The organism is Pseudomonas sp. 1D4 (genome assembly GCF_001728925.1).
Lineage (GTDB): Bacteria > Pseudomonadota > Gammaproteobacteria > Pseudomonadales > Pseudomonadaceae > Metapseudomonas > Metapseudomonas otitidis.
The window spans coordinates 1-19,862 of record NZ_LXJQ01000063.1; the positions used below are offsets into that span (position 1 = coordinate 1).

The 19,862-nt window shown below is 68.6% G+C and carries 20 protein-coding genes and 2 pseudogenes; 9 read left to right on the forward strand and 13 right to left on the reverse strand.

The features are described 5' to 3' along the window. Positions 1-224: 224 nt before the first annotated feature. The 4 genes from A7D27_RS23715 (at position 225) to map (ending at position 3,597) form a co-directional block, all read left to right on the forward strand. The gene (locus A7D27_RS23715; protein ID WP_069566285.1) at positions 225-1,265 is read left to right on the forward strand and encodes a histone deacetylase family protein; all 1,041 of its coding nucleotides are present in this window, start codon (positions 225-227) and stop codon (positions 1,263-1,265) included. After that, positions 1,262-2,350, forward strand: a complete 1,089-nt coding sequence (locus A7D27_RS23720; RefSeq protein ID WP_069566286.1) for an extracellular solute-binding protein — start codon at positions 1,262-1,264, stop codon at positions 2,348-2,350. The genes A7D27_RS23715 and A7D27_RS23720 overlap by 4 nt, the downstream gene beginning before the upstream one ends. A 228-nt stretch (positions 2,351-2,578) precedes the next feature. Then, entirely contained in the window at positions 2,579-2,797 is a 219-nt protein-coding gene (locus tag A7D27_RS23725) for a ParD-like family protein (protein ID WP_069566287.1), read from the forward strand. Further along, positions 2,794-3,597: a type I methionyl aminopeptidase gene (map, locus tag A7D27_RS23730; RefSeq protein WP_069566288.1), complete on the forward strand. Its 804-nt coding sequence runs from the start codon at positions 2,794-2,796 to the stop codon at positions 3,595-3,597. The genes A7D27_RS23725 and map overlap by 4 nt, the downstream gene beginning before the upstream one ends. Positions 3,598-3,644: 47 nt before the next feature. Here the strand turns inward: map and A7D27_RS23735 are convergent, their stop codons facing one another. Next, positions 3,645-4,796 (reverse strand): YbfB/YjiJ family MFS transporter, encoded by a 1,152-nt coding sequence (locus A7D27_RS23735; RefSeq protein ID WP_069566303.1) that lies wholly within the window; start codon positions 4,794-4,796, stop codon positions 3,645-3,647. A gap of 92 nt (positions 4,797-4,888) precedes the next feature. Between A7D27_RS23735 and A7D27_RS23740 the strand changes: the two genes are divergently transcribed. Beyond that, positions 4,889-5,761 (forward strand): LysR family transcriptional regulator, encoded by an 873-nt coding sequence (locus A7D27_RS23740; RefSeq protein WP_069566289.1) that lies wholly within the window; start codon positions 4,889-4,891, stop codon positions 5,759-5,761. Between the two features lie 40 nt (positions 5,762-5,801). On the opposite strand, the gene A7D27_RS23745 is transcribed toward A7D27_RS23740, so the two are convergent. After that, positions 5,802-6,758, reverse strand: a complete 957-nt coding sequence (locus tag A7D27_RS23745; protein WP_069566290.1) for a GlxA family transcriptional regulator — start codon at positions 6,756-6,758, stop codon at positions 5,802-5,804. Positions 6,759-6,879: 121 nt separating this feature from the next. On the opposite strand from A7D27_RS23745, the gene A7D27_RS23750 reads away from it, so the two are divergent. The 4 genes from A7D27_RS23750 (at position 6,880) to A7D27_RS23755 (ending at position 8,761) form a co-directional block, all read left to right on the forward strand. After that, on the forward strand, positions 6,880-7,512 hold the full coding sequence (locus tag A7D27_RS23750; protein ID WP_232060868.1) for a cysteine hydrolase family protein: 633 nt from the start codon (positions 6,880-6,882) through the stop codon (positions 7,510-7,512). Positions 7,513-7,632: 120 nt separating this feature from the next. Continuing rightward, positions 7,633-7,791 carry a hypothetical protein gene (locus A7D27_RS28425; RefSeq protein ID WP_160298844.1) on the forward strand — a complete coding sequence of 53 codons (159 nt, stop codon included), beginning with the start codon at positions 7,633-7,635 and terminating at the stop codon, positions 7,789-7,791. Between the two features lie 142 nt (positions 7,792-7,933). Further along, positions 7,934-8,074, forward strand: a complete 141-nt coding sequence (locus tag A7D27_RS28430) for a PA1414 family protein (RefSeq protein ID WP_165664715.1) — start codon at positions 7,934-7,936, stop codon at positions 8,072-8,074. A 156-nt stretch (positions 8,075-8,230) separates the two neighbouring features. Next, on the forward strand, positions 8,231-8,761 hold the full coding sequence (locus A7D27_RS23755) for a chalcone isomerase family protein (protein ID WP_069561790.1): 531 nt from the start codon (positions 8,231-8,233) through the stop codon (positions 8,759-8,761). 173 nt (positions 8,762-8,934) lie between these two features. On the opposite strand, the pseudogene A7D27_RS27480 reads toward A7D27_RS23755, so the two are convergent. The 11 genes and pseudogenes from A7D27_RS27480 to speB all read right to left on the reverse strand — a co-directional run. Then, a pseudogene (locus tag A7D27_RS27480) lies at positions 8,935-9,132 on the reverse strand (amidohydrolase family protein); the annotation flags it as partial. Between the two features lie 62 nt (positions 9,133-9,194). After that, positions 9,195-10,325 (reverse strand): FMNH2-dependent alkanesulfonate monooxygenase, encoded by a 1,131-nt coding sequence (gene ssuD / locus A7D27_RS23760; protein WP_069566291.1) that lies wholly within the window; start codon positions 10,323-10,325, stop codon positions 9,195-9,197. A 91-nt stretch (positions 10,326-10,416) separates the two neighbouring features. Next, complete coding sequence (locus A7D27_RS23765; RefSeq protein WP_069566292.1) at positions 10,417-11,517, reverse strand: sigma-54-dependent Fis family transcriptional regulator; 1,101 nt, start codon at positions 11,515-11,517, stop codon at positions 10,417-10,419. A 9-nt stretch (positions 11,518-11,526) separates the two neighbouring features. Further along, the gene (locus A7D27_RS23770; RefSeq protein WP_069566293.1) at positions 11,527-12,714 is read right to left on the reverse strand and encodes an acyl-CoA dehydrogenase family protein; all 1,188 of its coding nucleotides are present in this window, start codon (positions 12,712-12,714) and stop codon (positions 11,527-11,529) included. 17 nt (positions 12,715-12,731) lie between these two features. Continuing rightward, positions 12,732-13,304, reverse strand: a complete 573-nt coding sequence (gene msuE / locus A7D27_RS23775; protein ID WP_069566294.1) for an FMN reductase — start codon at positions 13,302-13,304, stop codon at positions 12,732-12,734. 327 nt (positions 13,305-13,631) lie between these two features. Continuing rightward, positions 13,632-14,357, reverse strand: coding sequence for an MBL fold metallo-hydrolase (locus tag A7D27_RS23780; protein ID WP_069566295.1), 726 nt, complete (start codon positions 14,355-14,357; stop codon positions 13,632-13,634). Positions 14,358-14,974: 617 nt separating this feature from the next. Next, complete coding sequence (locus A7D27_RS23785; RefSeq protein ID WP_069566296.1) at positions 14,975-16,576, reverse strand: 5-guanidino-2-oxopentanoate decarboxylase; 1,602 nt, start codon at positions 16,574-16,576, stop codon at positions 14,975-14,977. A gap of 98 nt (positions 16,577-16,674) precedes the next feature. Further along, positions 16,675-18,063 carry a sodium:solute symporter gene (locus A7D27_RS23790; protein WP_069561796.1) on the reverse strand — a complete coding sequence of 463 codons (1,389 nt, stop codon included), beginning with the start codon at positions 18,061-18,063 and terminating at the stop codon, positions 16,675-16,677. Positions 18,064-18,289: 226 nt separating this feature from the next. Further along, positions 18,290-18,593 (reverse strand): annotated as a pseudogene (locus A7D27_RS28850) (cytosine permease); the annotation flags it as partial. 21 nt (positions 18,594-18,614) lie between these two features. Further along, on the reverse strand, positions 18,615-18,767 hold the full coding sequence (locus A7D27_RS27490; protein WP_371914832.1) for a hypothetical protein: 153 nt from the start codon (positions 18,765-18,767) through the stop codon (positions 18,615-18,617). Position 18,768: 1 nt separating this feature from the next. Further along, the gene (gene speB, locus A7D27_RS23795; RefSeq protein ID WP_069561797.1) at positions 18,769-19,728 is read right to left on the reverse strand and encodes an agmatinase; all 960 of its coding nucleotides are present in this window, start codon (positions 19,726-19,728) and stop codon (positions 18,769-18,771) included. Positions 19,729-19,862 lie beyond the last annotated feature (134 nt).

Sequence of the window (19,862 nt, forward strand, 5' to 3'; positions counted from 1 at the left end):
CTCGATGCGGTTCGCCGAGCTCACCGCATCCTACGGGCGATATCTGGGGGTGTAGGGTGAATCGCGCTTTATCGATCCACGCGGTGACGATATATCCGACCTGACGTGGCCAGCCATGTTGGCCATTTCGATCCCCTATTGGCCGTTACCCCTACTGCTCAAAGCGGGAGTGGCGGCCGAGAATCGGGCTCACCAACAACAAGAACCCCGATGAGGTACGCCCCATGCTGACCGTGTACAGCGACGATCATCGCCTCCACTTCGGCCAGTCCGAACTGGTCGACGGCAAGCTCCAGCCCTGTTTCGAAATGCCCAGCCGCGCCGACACCGTGCTCGCCCGCGTGCGCCAGCAGGCGCTGGGTGAGGTGATCGAGCCGCGTGACTTCGGCCTCGACCCCATCCTCCGTGTGCATGACGCCGGCTACGTGAAGTTCCTCCAGGGCGCCTGGGCCCGCTGGGAGGCCGAAGGCCACAGCGGCGACCTGGTCTCCACCACCTTCCCGGCCCGTCGCCTGCGTCGCGACGGCCCCATCCCCACCGCACTGATGGGCGAGCTGGGCCACTACAGCTTCGACACCGAGGCGCCCATCACCCCCGGCACCTGGCAGGCCGTGTACAGCTCCGCCCAGGTGGCGCTGACCGCCCAGGACCACATGCGCCAGGGCGCCCGCACCGCCTTCGCCCTGTGCCGTCCGCCGGGCCACCACGCCGGCAGCGACTTCATGGGGGGCTACTGCTTCTTCAACAACGCCGCCATCGTCACCCAGGCCTTCCTCGACCAGGGCGCCAAGCGGGTCGCCATCCTCGACGTGGACTACCACCACGGCAACGGCACCCAGGAGCTGTTCTACACCCGCAACGACGTGCTGTTCGCCTCCATCCACGGCGACCCGCTGGTGGAGTACCCCTACTTCCTCGGCCATGCCGACGAGCGCGGCGAGGGCGCGGGGGAGGGCTTCAACGTCAACTACCCGCTGCCCCATGGCACCGCCTGGGACGGGTGGTCCGCCGCGCTGGAGGATGCCTGCCAGCGCATCGCCGCCTACGCCCCGGACGCACTGGTGATCTCCCTCGGCGTGGACACCTACAAGGACGACCCCATCTCCCAGTTCAAGCTGGATTCGCCGGACTACCTGCGCATGGGTCAGCGCATCGCTGCCCTCGGCCTGCCGACGCTGTTCATCATGGAAGGCGGCTACGCCGTCGAGGCCATCGGCGTCAACGCGGTGAACGTGCTGCAGGGCTACGAAGGGGCTGCCCGATGAGCGCCCGCCTGCTGCTCGCCGGCGCCCTCCTGGGCGCCTCGCTGAATGCCGTGGCCGCCGAGCCGGTGGTGCGCATCTACAACTGGTTCGACTACATCGCCCCCGACACCCTGGAGAACTTCCACAAGGCCAGCGGCATCCAGCCCAAGTACGACGTCTACGACAGTAACGAGGTGCTGGAGGCCAAGCTGCTGTCCGGCCACTCCGGCTATGACCTGGTGGTGCCCAGCGACGGCTTCCTGCCCAACTACATGAAGGCCGGCGTGTTCCAGCCGCTGGACAAGAGCAAGCTGCCCAACTGGAAGAACCTCAACCCGGCGCTGCTCAAGGTGCTGGCCGCCAAGGACCCGGGCAACCAGTACGTGATGCCCTACATGTGGGGCACCAACGGCATCGCCTACAACGTCGACAAGGTGAAGGCGGTGCTCGGCGACAACGCCCCGGTGGACTCCTGGGAGCTGATCTTCAACCCCGACAACCTGGCCAGGCTCAAGCAGTGCGGCGTGGCCTTCCTCGACTCGCCCACCGAGGTGATTCCCGAGGTGCTGCACTACCTCGGCCTGCCGCCCAACAGCCGCAACCCGGAGGACTACAAGAAGGCCGAAGCGCTGCTGGAGAAGCTGCGCCCGAGCGTGAGTTATTTCAGCTCCTCCAAGTTCGTCAGCGACCTGGCCAACGGCGAGGTATGCGTGGCCCTGGCCTGGTCCGGCGGCGCCATGCAGGCCGCCGCCCGCGCCCGCGAGGCCGGCAACGGGGTGAAGGTGGAGTACCGCATTCCCAAGGAGGGCACCGCCGCCTGGTTCGACGTGCTGGCCATCCCCAAGGACGCGCAGAACGTCGAGCAGGCCCACGCCTTCCTCAACTACCTGCTGCAGCCGGAAGTGGTGGCGCCGATCTCCGACCATGTGGCCTACGCCAACCCCAACCAGGCCGCCGACGCGCTCACATCGGCCGAGCTGCGGGACAACCCCAACGTTTACCCGCCGGCCGAGGTGCAGGCCAAGCTGTTCTCCGTGGAGATGCTGCCGCCGAAGATGGAGCGCATCCGCACGCGGACCTGGACCAAGATCAAGACCGGGACCTGAGCAGGGCAGTGCTGTGGAAAAGGGCCGCCATGCGGCCCTTTTCATTCGGTGAGTGGTTGATTCGCGAGTTCTGTTGAGGCCGCCTTTTTCGCCTTGCCGGGCGAGTTTCGGAACCAGAGGGTGGCGGGTCTGACTGCGCCAGACTGCCCTCGCTTCATCGTTGCATGTACCCCATGAGCCAATCCGAAGTGCTATGTTATGTAGCATTTTGTATATGGAGTATCTGCCATGGGCATCGTCAAGATCTCGGATTCCCTGCACGAGGAGGCCCGCGTCGCCTGCCGGGCCATGTCCCGTTCCATCAACGCCCAGGCCGAGCACTGGATGCGCATCGGCAGGCTCGCCGAGGCGCATCCCGAGCTGACCTACGCCGACATCATCCGCCGGCTGATGAGCGAGGCCCGCGAGCAGGAAGGCGCCGGTGCGGCGGAAGAGGCCGTGCAATGAGCAAGGTGACGATCAAGACCGCCGACGAGATCGCGCGCATGGCCGTGGCCGGTCGGCTCGCCGCGCGGGTGCTGGAGGCGCTGGAGGCGTTCATCGTGCCCGGCATCACCACGATGGACATCGACGCCTTCTGCGAGCGCTACATCGTCGAGACCCTCGACGCCATCCCCGGCAGCAAGGGCCAGTACGACTACCCGTACACGGTCAACACCTCGGTGAACCATGTGGTCTGCCACGGCTGGCCGTCGGTCCGCGAGGTGCTGAAGGAGGGCGACATCGTCAACGTGGACGTCACTGTCATCAAGAACGGCTACTACGGCGACACCAGCCGGATGTACGCCGTCGGCCGCATCAGCGATGACGCCAAGCGGCTGGTGCGGGTGACCCGCGAGTGCCTGTACGACGCCATCCGCGTGGTCCGCCCGGGCGCGACCCTGGGGGACGTCGGTCATGCCATCCAGACCCACGCCGAGCGCATGGGTTACTCGGTGGTGCTGGAGTACTGCGGCCACGGTATCGGCCGGCAGATGCACGAAAGCCCCCAGGTGCTGCACGTCGGCCGGCCCGGCCAGGGACTGCGCCTGGAGCCGGGCATGACCTTCACCATCGAACCGATGATCAACCAGGGCCGCCGCCAGGTGCGCACCCTGGCCGACGGCTGGACGGTGATCACCCGCGACGGCAGCCTCTCCGCCCAGTTCGAGCACACCGTGCTGGTCACCGAGAGCGGCTTTCGCGTGCTGACCCTGCGTGAGGAGGAGCGCGAGGCCTTCCCGGCTGATCCTGTACTCCCCGCGTAGCCCGGGCTTCAGCCCGGGACCGTCAGGTGGCACCCGGGCCCTGCGGCTCAACCCCGGCACGTCGCAACGCTGTTCACCTTCACGGCTTCCCGCGCCTTCAACATCAACCCGCCCGCCAGCAGCAGGGCGCCGGCGGCCAGCAACAGGGCCGGGCGCAGGCCACCGCTGAAGTGGCTGCTCAGGGCCGCCAGCAGCGGGCCACTGAGCTGGCCGAGGGCGAAGCCGGCGGTCAGCAGGCCGACGTTGCGGGCGTGGCCCTGGGGGTCGATTTCCCGCGCCCGCTGCATCACCAGCAACATGCTGGCGAGGAAGGGCCCGCCGCACAGAACCACGCCCAGGGCCAGCCCGGTCATGCCCGGGAACAGGCAGGCCAGCACGCCAAACGCCTGCAGCCACAGCGCCCCCACCAGCCAGCGACCGGTGCTGCCCATGCCGGGGCGGCGCAGGCTCACCAGCAGCACCCCCAGGGTTGCCACCAAGCCGAAGGCGGGCCAGAACAGGTCCGCCTGCCAGTGCCCGTGGAACTGGCTGGCGGCCATCTGCGAAAGGAAGGTGGCCGGCAGGATGTAGCCCATCCCCACCAGGCTGTAGGCCACCAGCAGCGGGTAGAAGTCCGCCGGACGCGGCCCGGCCTGCACCGAGCCGGCCGCCGAGGCAGCACGCGGACGCGGCAGCAATGGGTGGGCAATGGCCGCCAGCACCAGCGCCGCGCTGCCAAAGGCCAGCCAGGCCTGGGCCGAACCCGCTCCTTGCAGGTTCAGGCCGAGGGCGATGAGGCCGGTGAGGATCACCCCCAGGCGCGGCCGGCCGGCGTCTGCCGCCACCTGGGCGGCCAGGCCGGTCACCACCACCAGCACCCAGGCGCTGGTGACGCCGGCGGCGAAGCGCAACAGGGCATGGGCCCAGAAGCCTTCGGCCCAGGCCGAGGCCAGGGTGATCGCCACGCCCACCCAGAGCCCGCCGAACAGGCGCCGGCGGGCACGCTGGGCGGTGGTGGCGCGCAGGGCGTCCAGCGCACCCACCAGGTAGCCGAGGTAGTTGGCGGCGGCCACCAGGCCGGCGGCGGTGAGGTCCACCTGGCCTTCGGCGATCAGGTGCGGCAGCTGCGGGGTCAGGGCGAAGCGGCCGATCCCCATGGTGGCGATGAGGGCCAGGAGGCTGGCGAGGATGCGGATCGAGGGGCCATGGCAGGGCTCCATGCAGGACATCGGAAGACCATGCTAGGGCGTTGCGATGTTCATAAAAAACGAATAATAAAGAACAACTCATTCAGCAAAAGAGAATGCTTGCCATGGAATTCAGCCAGTTGCGCATCTTCCAGGCGGTGGCCGAATCCGGCTCCATCGCCCGCGCGGCGGAGCGCCTCAATCGTGTGCCGTCGAACCTCTCCACGCGGCTGCGGCAACTGGAGGAACAGTTGGGCGTGGACCTGTTCCTGCGCGAGCGCCAGCGCCTGCAGCTATCGGCTTCGGGCAAGGTGCTGCTGGGCTATGCCGAGCGGCTGTTCGCCCTGCAGGCCGAGGCGGAGGCGGCGATCAAGGTCGGCGAGCCGGCGGGGGACTTCCTCATCGGCTCGATGTACAGCACGGCGGCCATCCACCTGCCGCCGATGCTGGCGCGCTACCACCGGGCCTGGCCGGCGGTGAACCTGCAGGTGCAGACGCAGCCCAGCGGCGAGCTGGTGGAGGGGCTGGTGGCCGGGCGACTGGACGCGGCGCTGGTGGACGGCCCGTTGGAATACGCCGACCTGGATGGCATCCCGCTGTTCGACGAGGCGCTGGTGCTGATCACCGCCCTCGGCCATGGGCCGGTGGCCAGCGCAGCGGACGTGGCAGGGGCGGCGGTCTACACCTTTCGCTCGCGCTGCTCCTACCGCAAGCGTCTGGAGCGTTGGTTCGCCGAGTCGCGGGTGGCCATGGGCCGGGTGATGGAGATCGAGTCCTACCACAGCATGCTGGCCTGTGTGGTGGCCGGTGGCGGGGTGGCGCTGATGCCGCGCTCGATGTTGCAGAGCATGCCGGGGCGCGAGGCGGTGACGATTCACCCGTTGACCGAACCCTTCGCCACCGCCACCACCTGGCTGATGTGGCGCAAGGGCATGCTGGGGGCGAACCTGAAGGCCTGGATCGAGCTGATGGACCTGCAGCCCAAACCCCAAGCATGACCGTAGCCCGGGCTTCAGCCCGGGGATGCCGGCCGCGCAGCTACGAAGCGCTCCCCTGGAAGCTCTGCCGCCAGGCCGACGGCGAGACGCCGAAATGGCGACCGAAGTGGTGCCGCAGGGAGGCGGGCGAACCGAAGCCGGCGAGGGTGGCGATCTGCTCCACGCTCTGGTCGGTGTTCTCCAGCAGGCGCTGGGTCAGGGCCAGGCGCTCGGCCAGCAGCCAGTCGCCCAGGGTGGTGCCGGTGAGCTGGCGGAAGTGCCGGGTGAAGCTGCGCCGGCTCATCAGCGCGCGCTCGGCCAGGCTGTCCAGGCTGTGGGGTTCGCGCAGGTTGGTGCGTACCCAGTCGAGCAGCCCGGCGAGGCGGTCATCGCGGGCGCTGGCGGGCAGCGGCTGTTCGATGAACTGCGCCTGGCCACCCTGGCGGTGGGGCGCCACCACCAGCAACCGGGCCACGCGGTTGGCCCGTTCGGCGCCGCAGTGCTGGCGCAGCAGGTGCAGGCAGCAGTCGAGCCCGGCGGCGGTGCCGGCGGAGGTGAGCAGGTTGCCGGCTTCCAGGTAGAGCACGTCCGGGTCCACGTCGACGGCCGGGTAGCGGGCGCTGAAGTCCCGCGCCCAGGCCCAGTGGGTGGTGGCGCGCTGGCCGTTGAGCAGCCCGGTTTCGGCCAGCACGTAAGCCCCCAGGCACAGCCCCACCAGGCGGGCGCCGCGCTGGTGGGCGGCGAGCAGCGCATCCAGCAGGGGCTGCGGCGGGCGTTCGTCGGGGTCGCGCCAACTGGGCACGATCACCGTGTGGGCATCCTCCAGGGCTTCCAGGCCGTGGCTGACGCTGATCTGGAAACCGGCGCTGGTGCGCAGCGGGCCGTCTTCCGCCGCGCAGACGCGCAGCTCGAAGGGCGGCGCATCGGGCTGCATCTCGCCGAATACCAGGCAGGGCACGGACAGGTGGAAGGGGCTGATATGGTCGAAGGCGACCACGGCGATCACGGGGACTGGCATGGAGGGGCTCCGGTTGGCTTGGCCCGATCTTAGCGGAACTTGGCAACTGGGCCACTCGTGCGTCGCGGGGGGCCTGGCCAACAATCCTCGCCACCTTCACTGCCGAGCTTGCGAGGAAACCCTGATGTCCCAGTCCCCGAAACGCGCCCTGATCGTCATCGACGTGCAGAACGAATACTTCAACGGCAGCCTGCTGATCGAGTACCCGCCGGTGAGCCAGTCGCTGCCCAACATCACCCGCGCCATGGATGCGGCCCACGCGGCCGGCATCCCGGTGGTGGTGGTGCGGCACCTGACCCCGGAAGGCACGCCGATCTTCGCCCGTGGCAGCGCCACCGCCGAACTGCACCCGGAGATCGCCCGTCGCCCCCATGACCTGCTGGTGGACAAGGAGGAGGCCAGCGCCCTGTACGGCACCGGCCTGGGTGACTGGCTGCGTGCACGTGGCGTGGACACCCTCACGGTGGTCGGCTACATGACCCACCATTGCGACGACTCCACGGTGCGCCAGGCTGCCCACGAGGGCTGGACGGTGGAGCTGCTGAACGACGCCACCGGCTCGCTGCCCTACGCCAACGCCGCCGGTTCGGTCACCGCCGAGGAGATCCACCGGGTGGTCACCGTGGTGCTGCACGCCGGCTTCGGCGCCGTGGCCAGCACCCAGGATTGGCTGGCGGCGGTGGAGGCGGGCCGGGCGCTGGAGCCGGACAACATCCTGGCGTCCAACCAGCGCGCGGTGGCGGCGCGTGGCTGACCCTGCGGTGGCGACCGTCCGTCAGGTCGGTGGCCGTCCCGCGTCGGTGAAAAATGCTTGAACCCTTGCCCGTGGTGCCGGTCGATCCTGTGTTGCTCCCTGACCTCGAAGGACTGACCCATGGGCGAGCCCAACCCCCTCAATGTGCTGTTCAGCGCGGTGGCCGTGCTGTTCCTGGCCATCATCATGGCCGGCTACGCGCGCGGCGAACCGTTCCCTGGCCCGTTTCCCGCCGCGTGCTGTGGCGCCGAGGCGGTTCCGTCCGGTGGGCTCCGTTAGTCGGCTTCCTACGCTGACCGCTCCTGGCGTCTGACCGGCTCCTGTAAATTTTGATTCAGCGCAGTTCGCCCTTTCCGGGGCAGGTCTACGCTGTAATTGGCAGCGGAATCCTTCCGCCGCCTGTCCTGATGAGGAGGGGACCATGAAAGCTTGGCTGAGCCGTTTCGCCTGGCAGTTGTCCGTGACCCTTGGGCTGATTGAGCGCCCGCGCCTGCAACCCATCCCTGTCCGCAGTGACGAGCAGCGCCGCCTGGCCGAGGCCCGGCGCCAGCGCCGTTCGTGAACCTGGCGCGGGGCGTTCTGCCCGCGCCGCCATGACCCGACCCAGCCACCGCCCGGCGCCTTCGTGCCGGGCGGTCGTTTGCGTTCGCCGATGGGTTGTTCTTGTACAAATTGTTGGTTTGTACAATATTGGCCGTCATCCAACCGGAGTGACGCCATGAATCCTTTCTTTCGCCGGGCCGTGCTGGCCTGCTGCCTGTTGACTGCCGCCGGCCTGGCCCAGGCCGACTGGCGCCAAGCCCTGCCCGAGGCGCGCCTGGTGGGCAGTGCGGACTACAGCTTCTTCGGCTTCCGCCTCTACAGCGCCCGCCTGTGGTCGCCGTCGGCGCCGCTGGCGGTGGATGCGCCGTTTGCCCTGGAGCTCACCTACCACCGCACCATCGAGCGCGATGACCTGGTGGCGGCCAGCCTCAAGGAAATCCGCCGGACGGCGGGCGACCGGGTCAGCGAGACGCAGTTGCAGGCCTGGGCCGAGCAGATGCGCCAGGCCTTCGTCGACGTGGAGCCGGGGCAGCGCATCACCGGGGTGTTCCTGCCGGGGCAGGGCGCGCGCTTCTACTTCGGCGACCGGCTCACCCACGCCGTCGACGACCGCGCCTTCGCTCGGGCCTTCTTCGACATCTGGCTCTCGCCCCGCACCCGCGAGCCGGAGCGCCGCGAAGAACTGCTGGGGCTGGCCAGCAACTAGGTTCTGTACGAAAAGTCGTCGAGCGAAGGTCAGGCAAGGCAAAAAACGGCGAAGAAGCGCAGTTTACGTGTGGTAAATGAGCATTCTGAGCCGGTTTTTAACGCAGCATCACCGAGCGCAGGCACTTTTCGTACAGGGCCTAGGTGTGGGCCGCCAACGGCGGCCCGGGTTCATCAGAGCTTGAACAGGCGCGCGGCGTTGCCGTGGAGGAACTTCTCCAGCACCTCGTCCCGCAGGCCCAGGCGTTGGGCATCCTCGATGCTCTGGCGGATCGGCCGGAAGGTGTAGGAGGAGCCGAACAGCAACTGGTCGGCAAGCAAACCGTTGGCTGCCTGCACCTAGCCTTCGCTGCCGGGCAGGAACAGGTACATGCCCGACGCCCCGCCGAAGAAGGGGGGCAGGTAGGCCGGGCGGCAGCGCATGTCGATGATCTTCACGCGATCTTCTCCTTGCCGGCACGGATGTCGAAGGCGCCGCCAGTGAAGGCACCGTCCACCGTGACCTTGCCCTTGCCGGGCAGCAGCGGGAACACCAGCTCGGCGAAGCGGTAGGCCTCTTCCAGGTGCGGGTAGCCGGACAGCACGAAGCGGTCCACGCCCAGCGTCGCATACTCCAGCAGGCGCGCGGCCACCGTTTCCGGGTCGCCCACCAGGGCGGTGCCGGCGCCGCCGCGCACCAGGCCGACGCCGGCCCAGAGGTTGGGCGCCACTTCCAGCTTGTTGCGGTCACCGCCGTGCAGCGCGGCCATGCGTCGCTGGCCTTCGGAGTCCATCCGCGCGTAGTTGGCCTGGGCGGCCGCGATGGTGGCGTCGTCCAGGTGGCTGATCAGCTCGTCGGCGGCGGCCCAGGCGGCGGCGTTGGTCTCCCGCACGATCACGTGCAGGCGCACGCCGAAGCGCACGCTGCGGCCATGGCGGGCGGCGCGGGCGCGCACGTCGGCGATCTTCTCGGCAACGGCGGCGGGCGGCTCGCCCCAGGTCAGGTAGGCGTCCACGTGTTTGGCCGCCAGCGCATGGGCGGCGGGGGAGGAGCCACCGAAGTACAACGGCGGGTAGGGCTGCTGCACCGGCGGGAAGAAGTTCTGCGCGCCCTTGACCTTGAGGTGCTGGCCGTCGAAATCCACCGTTTCGCCCTGCAGCAGGCGTCGCCAGATGCTGAGGAACTCGTCGGAGGCGGCGTAGCGCTCGTCGTGGGCGAGGAACACGCCGTCGGCCTCCAGCTCGGTGGCGTCGCCGCCGGGCACCACGTTGAGCAGCAGGCGCCCGCCGCTGGCCTGGTCCAGGGTGGCGGCCTGGCGGGCTGAGGCGGTGGGGTTGCCGAGGGAGGTGCGCAGGGCCACCAGCAGCTTGATGCGCTGGGTCACCGGCACCAGGCTGGCGGCGGTCACCCAGGGGTCCAGGCAGCTGGCGCCGGTGGGGATCAGCAGGCCGTCGTAGCCCAGCTGGTCCGCCGCCACGGCGATCTGCCGCATGTAGGCGTTGGTGGCCGGGCGGCCGCTGGCGGAGTGGCCCAGGTAGCGGGTGTCGCCGGAAGTCGGCAGGAACCAGAAGATATCCAGACTCATGGTGTTGTCCTCGTTGCCATCGTCGTTGCCCGCAAGGGCGTAGGGCCCGTCAGGGCGTTGGGTGCACGCGTGGCGTTGTTGTCGTTGGAATTCAGATCGACAGGTTGATGACCCGTCCGCCCTGGGCGCTCTGGGCCGGTCGGCGCTTGTTCACCACCAGCTCGCCGATGCGGATGAGGTGCGCGCGGGTGATGTTGCGCGACAGCCCCAGCAGGCTGGCGGTGTGCACCTGGTTGTGGTGGCAGAAGCGGTAGGCGGCGCGCAGCAGGGCGTCTTCGACCTTCTCGTGGAGGGCGCCGCTCTGCTCCTCGAACAGGCGCTCGAAGGCCCGCAGCAGCAGGTCGTCGGCGCTTTCCTCGCGGGGCCGGCTGTCGTCCGGGCGCTCGATGCGCAGGTTGGACAGGTGCAGGTCCTCGGCGCGGATCAGCCTGTCGCGGCAGATCAGCAGGGTGTGGTGGATGACGTTTTCCAGCTCGCGGATGTTGCCCGGCCAGTCGTAGCTCGCCAGCCGGCGGGCGGCGTCCTCGCTGAGGGTGACGTCGCTGTAGCCCAGGCGCCGGCTGTACTCGGCGACGAAGTGACGGGCCAGCGGCAGGATGTCGCCGGGCCGCTCGCGCAGCGGGTGCAGTTGCAGGGCGACCACGTTCAGCCGGTAGTAGAGGTCCTCGCGGAAGTGCCCGGCGTTGATGGCCTTCTCCAGGTGCACGTTGGTGGCCGCCAGCACCCGCACGTTGATGGGGATGCTCTTGCGCGAGCCGAGGCGCACCACTTCGCGCTCCTGCAGCACGCGCAGCAGCTTGACCTGAATGGGCATCGGCAGGTCGCCGATCTCGTCGAGGAACAGGGTGCCGCCGTTGGCCTCCTCGAACCACCCGGCCTTGGCGGCCAGGGCGCCGGTGAATGCACCTTTCTCGTGGCCGAACAGCTCGGCCTCCACCAGGGATTCGGAGAAGGCGCCGCAGTTCACCGCGACGAAGGGGCCGTTGCGCCGGCCGCTGAGGTTGTGCACGTGGCGCGCGACCAGCTCCTTGCCCGTTCCGGTCTCGCCGATGATCAGCATGCTCGCCTCGCTGGGGGCGACCTGTTGCAGGTGGGCGAGCAGGGCCTGGGAGCGCGGGTCTTCGAAGACCTGTGCGGTCGCCCGGATCGAGGTGGCCAGTGTCGGGGACGGGGGGAGGGTCAGCAGGTGCATGGGCTTGCCTTACGAGTAGAAGGACGGAGTGGGGCGCGTGCCGTTGAGCGCCCAGTCGCCCAGCTCGTGGATGCGGTAGTCCACGGGGTCGTGCAGCGTCTGGGTGCGCAGGTTGCGCCAGTGCCGGTCGAAGCGCAGGGAGGCGTGGGTGGCCCGGGCGCCGGTGACTTCGAACAGGCGGTTGCAGATGTCGAGGCCGTTGCGGGTCGCCGCGACCTTGGCGGTGCCGATGGCCAGGGCCAGGCGCGCGCGCTCCTCGGCGCTCAGGGTGTGTTCCTTGGCCCAGGCCGCGTCCAACTGCTCGGCGGCGCGCTCCACCAGCAGGCGGGTGCTCTCCAGGCCGACCCAGAATTCGCCGTAGTGGCGCAGGACGTATGGGTCCTCGCCGCTGTGGCGGGCGCTGGAGCGGAACCAGGGGTGGCTCTCGTGCAGGGTGTACTGACGGGCCTCGTCGAAGGCGCCTTCGGCAATGCCGAGGAACAGGTTGGCGAAGTGCAGTTGGGCGATCAGCGGACGCAGGCAGGCGAACGGCGTGCTCAGTGGGCCCGGGTCGAGCAGCAGTTCGTGCTGCTCCACACGCACCCGTTCGAAGGTGGCGCTGCCGCTGTCGGTCTGGCGCTGGCCGATGTTGTCCCAGTCGCCGTGCAGGGTGATGCCGGTGCGCCCGCTGGGGATGGCGGCGATCAGCAGCTTGCCGCCGTTGCCTTCGTCGACGGCGGAGGCGATCAGCATCTCGGAGTCGCTGGCGCCGGAGCAGAAGCTCTTCTTGCCGGAGAACTCGCACCAGCCGTCGAAGCGCTTGACCAGGGTGCGGGTGTCCAGGGGGTTGAGGGCGTTGCCCCAGAACCAGTGCTTGCGGGCGGTCTGTTCGAACCAGGGTTGCCATTGCTCGGGCCGCGAGAACAGCCGCACGGTGGCGAGCATCAGATGCTGGAAGCCGAACACGTGGGCGATGGAGCTGTCGACCCGGGCGAATTCGCGGGTGACGGCCAGGGTCTCGCTCCAGCTGGCGCCGAGGCCGCCGTACAGGCGGGGAATGGCCAGGCCCAGCAGGCCGCTGGCACGCAGCGCGTCGCGTTCGGCCTTGGGCGTGCCGCCCCGGGCGTCGCGCTCGACGGCGCTTTCGGCGAACTGCGCGGCGAGCTGGCGGGCGCTCAGCAGCGGGTCGAGAACGGTGGTTTGCGGATGGGCGCTCATGGTGTCGTCCCGCCGGCTCAGGCGATCTTGCGCAGCGGGCGGCTGCCGGCGGTGGTGCTGTGCAGCAGGTCGGCGGCGCGTTCGGCGGCCAGGTCGATGCGGGCCTGCAGCGGGGCGCTGGTGATGCGGTAGTCCTGGAAGTCGGCCTCGCTGGCGTAGACGCCGATGGGCAGGGTCAGGGCCTGGAAGAAGCTGAACAGCGGGCGCAGTTGGTGATCCAGGACCAGGGCGTGGCGTTCGCTGCCACCGGTGGCGGCCAGCAGCACCGGGGTGTCGATCAGGGCGTTCAGGTCGATGAGGTCGAACAGGTGCTTGAACTGGCCGGGGTAGGAGCCGCGGTACACCGGTGCGGCTACCACCAGCAGGTCGGCCTGCTCGATGGCGCGCAGTTGCGCGTCCACGTCGTCCGGCAGTTCCTTGCGGGACAGGGCGCCGCCGACGGGGCGGGCGATGTCGCCCAGTTCGATGATGCGGGCGTTGAACTCCAGGCGTTCGCCCAGGGCGGCGACCAGGGCTTCGGTAAGCACCAGGGTGCGGGACGGGCGGTAGGCTCCACCGGAGACGGCGACGACGTTGAGGGCAGTGCTCATGGTTGGTGTTCCTTTGGCGTGCTGTGGGAGCCAGGGGGTCAGCAAGTCCCGTTCCACTTCGGTAAAGCGTTATTTATCAATGAGTTGGCAGGTAATAGCGCTGGGCGGTGCTGCTGCCAGGCCAGCGAACTGTTGATGCGCTGTTGCCTGGCGGGCAGTGGAGCGGCTGTTGCCCGGCGGACACTGGTTGCCTGCCGGAGCCGTTTTAGGTGTTGCGTCTTATTCTGTGAAGGAATTTGAATAAATATTCTTATTCAAGTAAGGGATAAGTCAGGCGTGGCGGGCCGCCTAGGGCGGGTCGGGCGCCGGGACGGCGCCCGGGCAGGATCAGTCGTGTTGCGCGAACCAGTCGTCGATCAGCGTATTCAGGCGTTCGCCGGAGAAGCTGGGGAAGTGGCCACCGTGCACGGTACGCACCGGCAGCTCGCGCAGACGCGCCAGGCTGCGGGCGTAGTCGTCGAGGTTGGAGTGGTAGGCGTCCTCGATCAGCGGGCCGTCGTAGATGATGTCGCCGCTGAACAGGGTGCCGGTGCGGGCCTCCCAGAGGCTGATGCCGCCGGGGGAATGGCCAGGGGTGTGCAGCACCTCCAGCACGCGGTCGCCCAGGTCGAGGACGTCGCCTTCCTCGATCAGCCGGGTGGCCGGAGCGGCCTTGACCCGGTACTCGGCGTAGCACAGCGGGCAGTCGGGGTGGGCCTCGAACATGGCGTCGTCGACGAAGGCGCTGGCCAGGGTGTTGTCGCCGTCGGGGCGGGCGAGGATGTCGGCCTCGGCGGGGTGCACCAGGCGTTCGTCGAACTCGTGGTGGCCGGCGATGTGATCGAAATGGGTGTGGCTGGCCACGGCCAGCAGCGGGCGCTGGGTGAGCCAGGGCAGTTGCTCGCGCAGGCTGACCAGGCCGGAGCCGGAGTCCACCAGTACGTCGCGGTCGCGCCCCTGGATGTGCCAGAGGTTGCAGCGGTAGAAGGGCCGCACGTAGGGCTCGCTGATGAGGCTGATGCCGTCGTAGAGGTGCTCCACCTCGAACCAGCGGTCTCGGCTGACGATTTTCATCGGAGGCTCCTTTGTTGTGGTTGTGGGGGCAGCATACCTGGCAGCGCCCCGCCGCACCTGCAGAGGCTACTTCAGGTCCGTAGCCCAGGCTTCTGCCCAGGGGTTCGGGTTGAAGCGTCCCGGACTGAAGTCCGGGCTACGGTCTGTGGGTTGCCGGCCTGGATGCGTAGCCTGGGCTTCTGCCCAGGGGTTCGGGCTGAAGCGTCCCGGACTGAAGTCCGGGCTACGGTCTGCGGGTTGCCGGCCCGGATGCGTAGCCCGGGCTTCAGCCCGGGGATTGGGGGTTGAAGCGTCCCGGACTGAAGTCCGGGCTACGGTCTGCGGGTTGCCGGCCTGGATGCGTAGCCTGGGCTTCAGCCCGGGGATTGGGGGTTGAAGCGTCCCGGACTGAAGTCCGGGCTACGGTCTGTGGGTTGCCGGCCTGGATGCGTAGCCTGGGCTTCAGCCCGGGGATTGCGGGTTGAAGCGTCCCGGACTGAAGTCCGGGCTAAGGTCTGTGGGTTGCCGGCCTGGATGCGTAGCCCGGGCTTCAGCCCGGGGATTGGGGGTTGAAGCGTCCCGGACTGAAGTCCGGGCTACGGTCTGGCAGGGTGCTGGCCCGGGTTACGGGGTCGGGTTCACGGGGCGAAGGGCGGGGCTTCGGCCACTTCGATGATCAGCGGGCGGTCCCCCGGGGCGTTGCGCAGCAGCTCCTGCAGATGGGCGTGGTCGCGGGCTTTCTCGGCCTGGCAGCCGAAGCCGCGGGCGATGGCGATGAAGTCCGGGGTGTGGATGTCCACGCCGAGCGGGGTGATGTCGCGGCGCTCCATGTAGCGCTTGATCTCGCCGTAACCCTGGTTGTTCCACAGCAGGACGATGACGCCGACCCGTGCTTCGACGGCGCTGGCCAGTTCCGGCAGGGTGAACTGGATGCCGCCGTCGCCCATCAGGCTGATCACCGGGCGCTCCGGTTCGGCCAGCTTGGCGCCGATGGCCGCCGGCAGGCCGTAGCCGAGGGTGCCGTAGCCGGTGGAGGCGTTGAACCAGCGGCGGGCGCCGTCCAGCTCCACCAGGTGGTTGCCGCTGTAGACGGTCTGGGTCGAGTCACCGACGAAGCGCGCATTGGGCAGCACTTCGAGGATGCAGTCGAACAACCGACGGTAGTGCTCCCAGCCGGCGAAGCCTTCGGCCAGTTGTGCGCGGGCTTCGGCGGCGCGACGGGCGCCGGGGCTGTTGGCATCGGCCTGGCGCGGCGGCAGCTCGGCCAGCAGCACGCGCATGGCCTGGCGGGCATCGCAGTGGATGGCCATGGCCGGGGCGTGGTTGCGCACCAGTTGCTGGGCGTCGATGTCGATGCGGATCAGCTCGCCGCCGATGCGGAAGCCGCCGTCGAACACCACGTCGTAGTCGGTCTCGCCCAACTCGGTGCCGATGGCCAGCACCAGGTCGGCGTCGGCGGCCAGCTGGCGCACCGGTACCAGGGACTGGTTGCTGCCCAGCAGCAGCGGGTGGTCGCCGGGGAGCAGGCCCTTGGCGTTGATGCTCTGCGCGGTGGGGGCGTCGAGGGCGGTGGCCAGGGCGCGGGCCTCCACCTGGGCTTCGACGCAACCGCCGCCCAGCAGCAGGAGCGGGCGTTGGGCGGCGCGCAGGCGTTGGGCGGCCTCGCGCAGCTGTGCCAGGGGCGCGGCGGGGCGCGGCAGGCGCACGCGGGGGCGCAGCTCCAGGTGGTCGGCGGGGGCGGTGATGATGTCCAGCGGCAGCTCGATGTGCACCGGGCGCGGACGCTGGCCGTCGAACACGGCGAAGGCGCGGGCCAGCACGGCGGGCAGTTCGTCGACGCTCATGAGGGTGTGGCTGAAGGCGGCGACGCCGGCGACCAGACCGCGCTGGTCCGGCAGTTCGTGCAGGTAGCCGTTGCCGAGGCCGAGGCGGTGGCGTTCGTTGACGCTGGAGATCACCAGCATGGGGATGGAGTCGGCGTAGGCCTGGCCCATGGCGGTGAGGATGTTGGTCATGCCCGGGCCGGTGATGATGAAGCACACACCGGGCTTGCCGGTGACGCGGGCGTAGCCGTCGGCCATGAAGCCGGCGCCCTGTTCGTGGCGCGGAGTGATGTGGCGGATGCCGCTGCCGGGCAGGCCACGGTAGAGCTCGACGGTGTGCACGCCGGGGATGCCGAACACGGTGTCGACGCCCCAGGCTTGCAGTTGCTTGACGAGGAATTCACCGCAGGTGGTCATGGCAGGTTCCTTGTTGGGCTGGGTATGAAACGAGCCCGGCAGGCAAGCCTGCCGGGCTCAGAAGGGGCGCGGGAGTGGGCCGCGACCCGTCGCGACGATCAGGCCAGGCTGGCGTGGCTGGCCGGGCGACGTGTCACCAGGCTGATGACCACGAAGCTCACCAGACCGACCGCAAGGCTGTAGTAGATCGGGGTGTTGGCGTCCAGGCCGTCCTTGAACATGAAGCCCAGCACGGTGAGGAAGCCCAGGCTCATGCTGGCGATGGCGCCGGCGGTGGTGGCGCGCTTCCAGTAGATGGCGCCGATCAGCGGAACCAGCATGCCGCCCACCAGCAGGTTGTAGGCCACGGTCAGGGCGCTGATGACGTCGCTCACCACCAGGGCGATGCCGAGCATGACCACGCCCAGCAGCAGGGTGGCGATGCGGTTTTCATGCACGTCGCCGTTGCCGCTGGTCCGGCCGCCGCGCAGCAGCGGCAGCAGGTCCTGGGTGATGGTGGTGGAGGCGGCCAGCAGGCCGGCGCTGGCGGTGGACATCAGCGCGGCCAGGGCGGCGGCAATCACCAGGCCACGGATGCCGTTGGGCAGGCTGTGTTCGACGACGCTGGCGAAGGCGTTGTTGACGTTCTCCAGGTCCGGCAGCAGCACCTTGGCGGCCATGCCGATGAGGGCGCCGGCCAGGCCGTAGAGCACGCAGTAGAGGCCGGCAGCCGTGCCGGCCACCTTGGCCACACCTTCGCTGCGGGCGGTGAACACGCGCTGCCAGATGTCCTGGCCGATGAACATGCCGAAGAAGTAGATCAGGAAGTAGGTGACGATGGTGTCCCAGCCGATGGCGGTGAAATCGAAGTAGCGCGCCGGCAGCTTCTCCACCAGGGCGTTCCAGCCGCCAGCGTCGGCGATGGACATGGGCATCAGCAGGAATACCAGGCCGACGGTCATGATCAGGAACTGCACGATGTCGGTGAGGGTCAGCGACCACATGCCGCCGATGGTGGAGTAGAGCACCACCACGCCGCCGCCGACGAGGATGGCGATCCAGAACGGCAGGCCGAACAGTACCTGCATGACGGTGCCGATGGCGATGGTGGAGGTGGCACCGATCATCAGCGCGTACACCAGCATGATCAAGGCGCTGGATTGGCGGGCGGCCGGGGTGTAGCGGCGCTCCAGTACCTGGGTGACGGTGTAGATCTTCAGTTTCAGCAGCGGTTTGGCCAGGAACAGGCTGAGCCCGACGATGCCCAGGCCGATGGCGCCGCAGAGCCAGAAGCCGGAGATCCCGTGGACGTAGCCCAGGCGCACGGTGCCGATGGTGGAGGCGCCACCGAGCACGGTGGCGGCCATGGTGCCGAGGTAGAAACCCGGGCCGAGGTTGCGTCCGGCGACCAGGTAGTCGTCACGGGTCTTGGCGCGACGCATGCCATACCAGCCGAGTGCCAGCATGCCGGCGACGTAGAGCAGTACGACGAAGATATCCAGGGCCATAAGATCAGCTCTCTCTTTCTCATTGTTGTAGTCCGGACGGGCATCCGGGGAGGTGCGTAGCCGCGCGGTGCTGCAGCGTGGCCGGTCCGTTCATCGCAAGGATCGGGGCCGTCCAGGTCCCGGTGGGTTCAGGGTCAGGCGGCCTCAGCTCGCAGGGGCGCGGCGCTGCGCTTCGTGCGCACCCAGCGCCGTACACTTCGGTCGGCTCGGGGAACGGGTTGGGCCGCGAAAGGAGCCAGCCGACGATCCGCCCGTGGACGCCGGAGTAGGCGCTGGAGGAGACCGCGTTGTTGGCGCCGTTTGGCGAGCCGACCACGATGCCCGGCAGGATGGCCCACACACCGGCCTGGAAGGACAGGCCGAAGACTACGGGGAAGCTGCCGAGCAAGGGGGAGGGCGAAGGCGTTGGCGCTGCCGAAGATCATGCGGAACAGATCGATCGGTCCGGCGTTGTGCTCGTGGTCCGGGACTTGCTCGACCCCGAATACGTCGATGTGCGTCAGGCTGTGTTCATTGTTGTTGTTATGCATGTTCATCTCCCGGGGAGCGCGTCAGGTTGGGGGCAGATGCTCCGGCATGGCCGACAGGCGTTCATGGCAGGCGAGCCATGGGGTGTTTTCTTGTTTTTGGCGGAAGACGATGGTCTTCCGCTCCGGGCTGTCCGCGGTTTCGCCGCCCTCCAGGACCTGGCGGTGGGCGTCCATGTCAGCGACGCTCCACGCCGGGCAGGATGCAGAGCATCTCGTACAGCAGGTTGGCCGCCAGCAGCGAGGTGTTGCCGGTGGTGTCGTAGGGCGGGGAGACCTCCACCAGGTCGCAGCCGATGATGTCCAGGCCCTGGCAGCCACGGATGATCTCCATCGCCTGGATGGTGGTCAGGCCGCCGATCTCCGGGGTGCCGGTGCCGGGCGCCCAGGCCGGGTCGATGCCGTCGATGTCGAAGGACAGGTACACCGGGCCGCCGCCGACCTTCTCGCGCACCTCGGCCATCAGCGGTTCGAGGGACTTGTGCCAGCACTCTTCGGCCTGCACCACGCGGAAGCCCTGCTTGCGGCTCCAGTTGAAGTCCTCGGCGGTGTAGCCCTGGGCGCGCAGGCCGATCTGCACCACGCGGTCGCAATCGAGCAGGTCCTCTTCCACTGCGCGGCGGAAGGTGGTGCCGTGGGCGATCTTCTCGCCGAACATGTGGTCGTTGACGTCGGCGTGGGCGTCGATGTGCACCAGACCCACCTTGCCGTGCTTCTTCCTGATGGCCCGCAGGATCGGCAGGGTGATGGTGTGGTCACCGCCCAGGGTCAGCGGCAGGATGCCGTGGCCGAGGATGCGGTCGTATTCCTGCTCGATGATGCGCACGGCGTCCAGAAGGTTGAAGGTGTTGATGGCGACGTCGCCGATGTCGGCCACGTTCAGCGAGTCGAACGGGGCGGCACCGGTGGCCATGTTGTAGGGACGGATCATCACCGACTCGGCGCGGATCTCGCGGGGGCCGAAGCGGGTGCCGGAACGCAGCGAGGTGCCGATGTCCAGCGGCACGCCGACGAAGGCGGCGTCGAGGGCATCAAGTTCGGCGGGGGTCTGGATGTGGGGAAGGCGAAGCATGGTGGCGATGCCGCCGAAACGGGGCATTTCATTGCCGCCCAGGGGCTGGTGGAGTTTCTTGTCCACGGGGTGGCCTCACGGTTGTTGTGGTTGTCGTGGGGCGGATTCTGGTGAGCGGGTGCCGCGGGAAGAATCCCCACGGGCAAATAATCACTTCAAGGATTTCTAAACTATCCGCAACGGGTAGACTGCGCCGATCT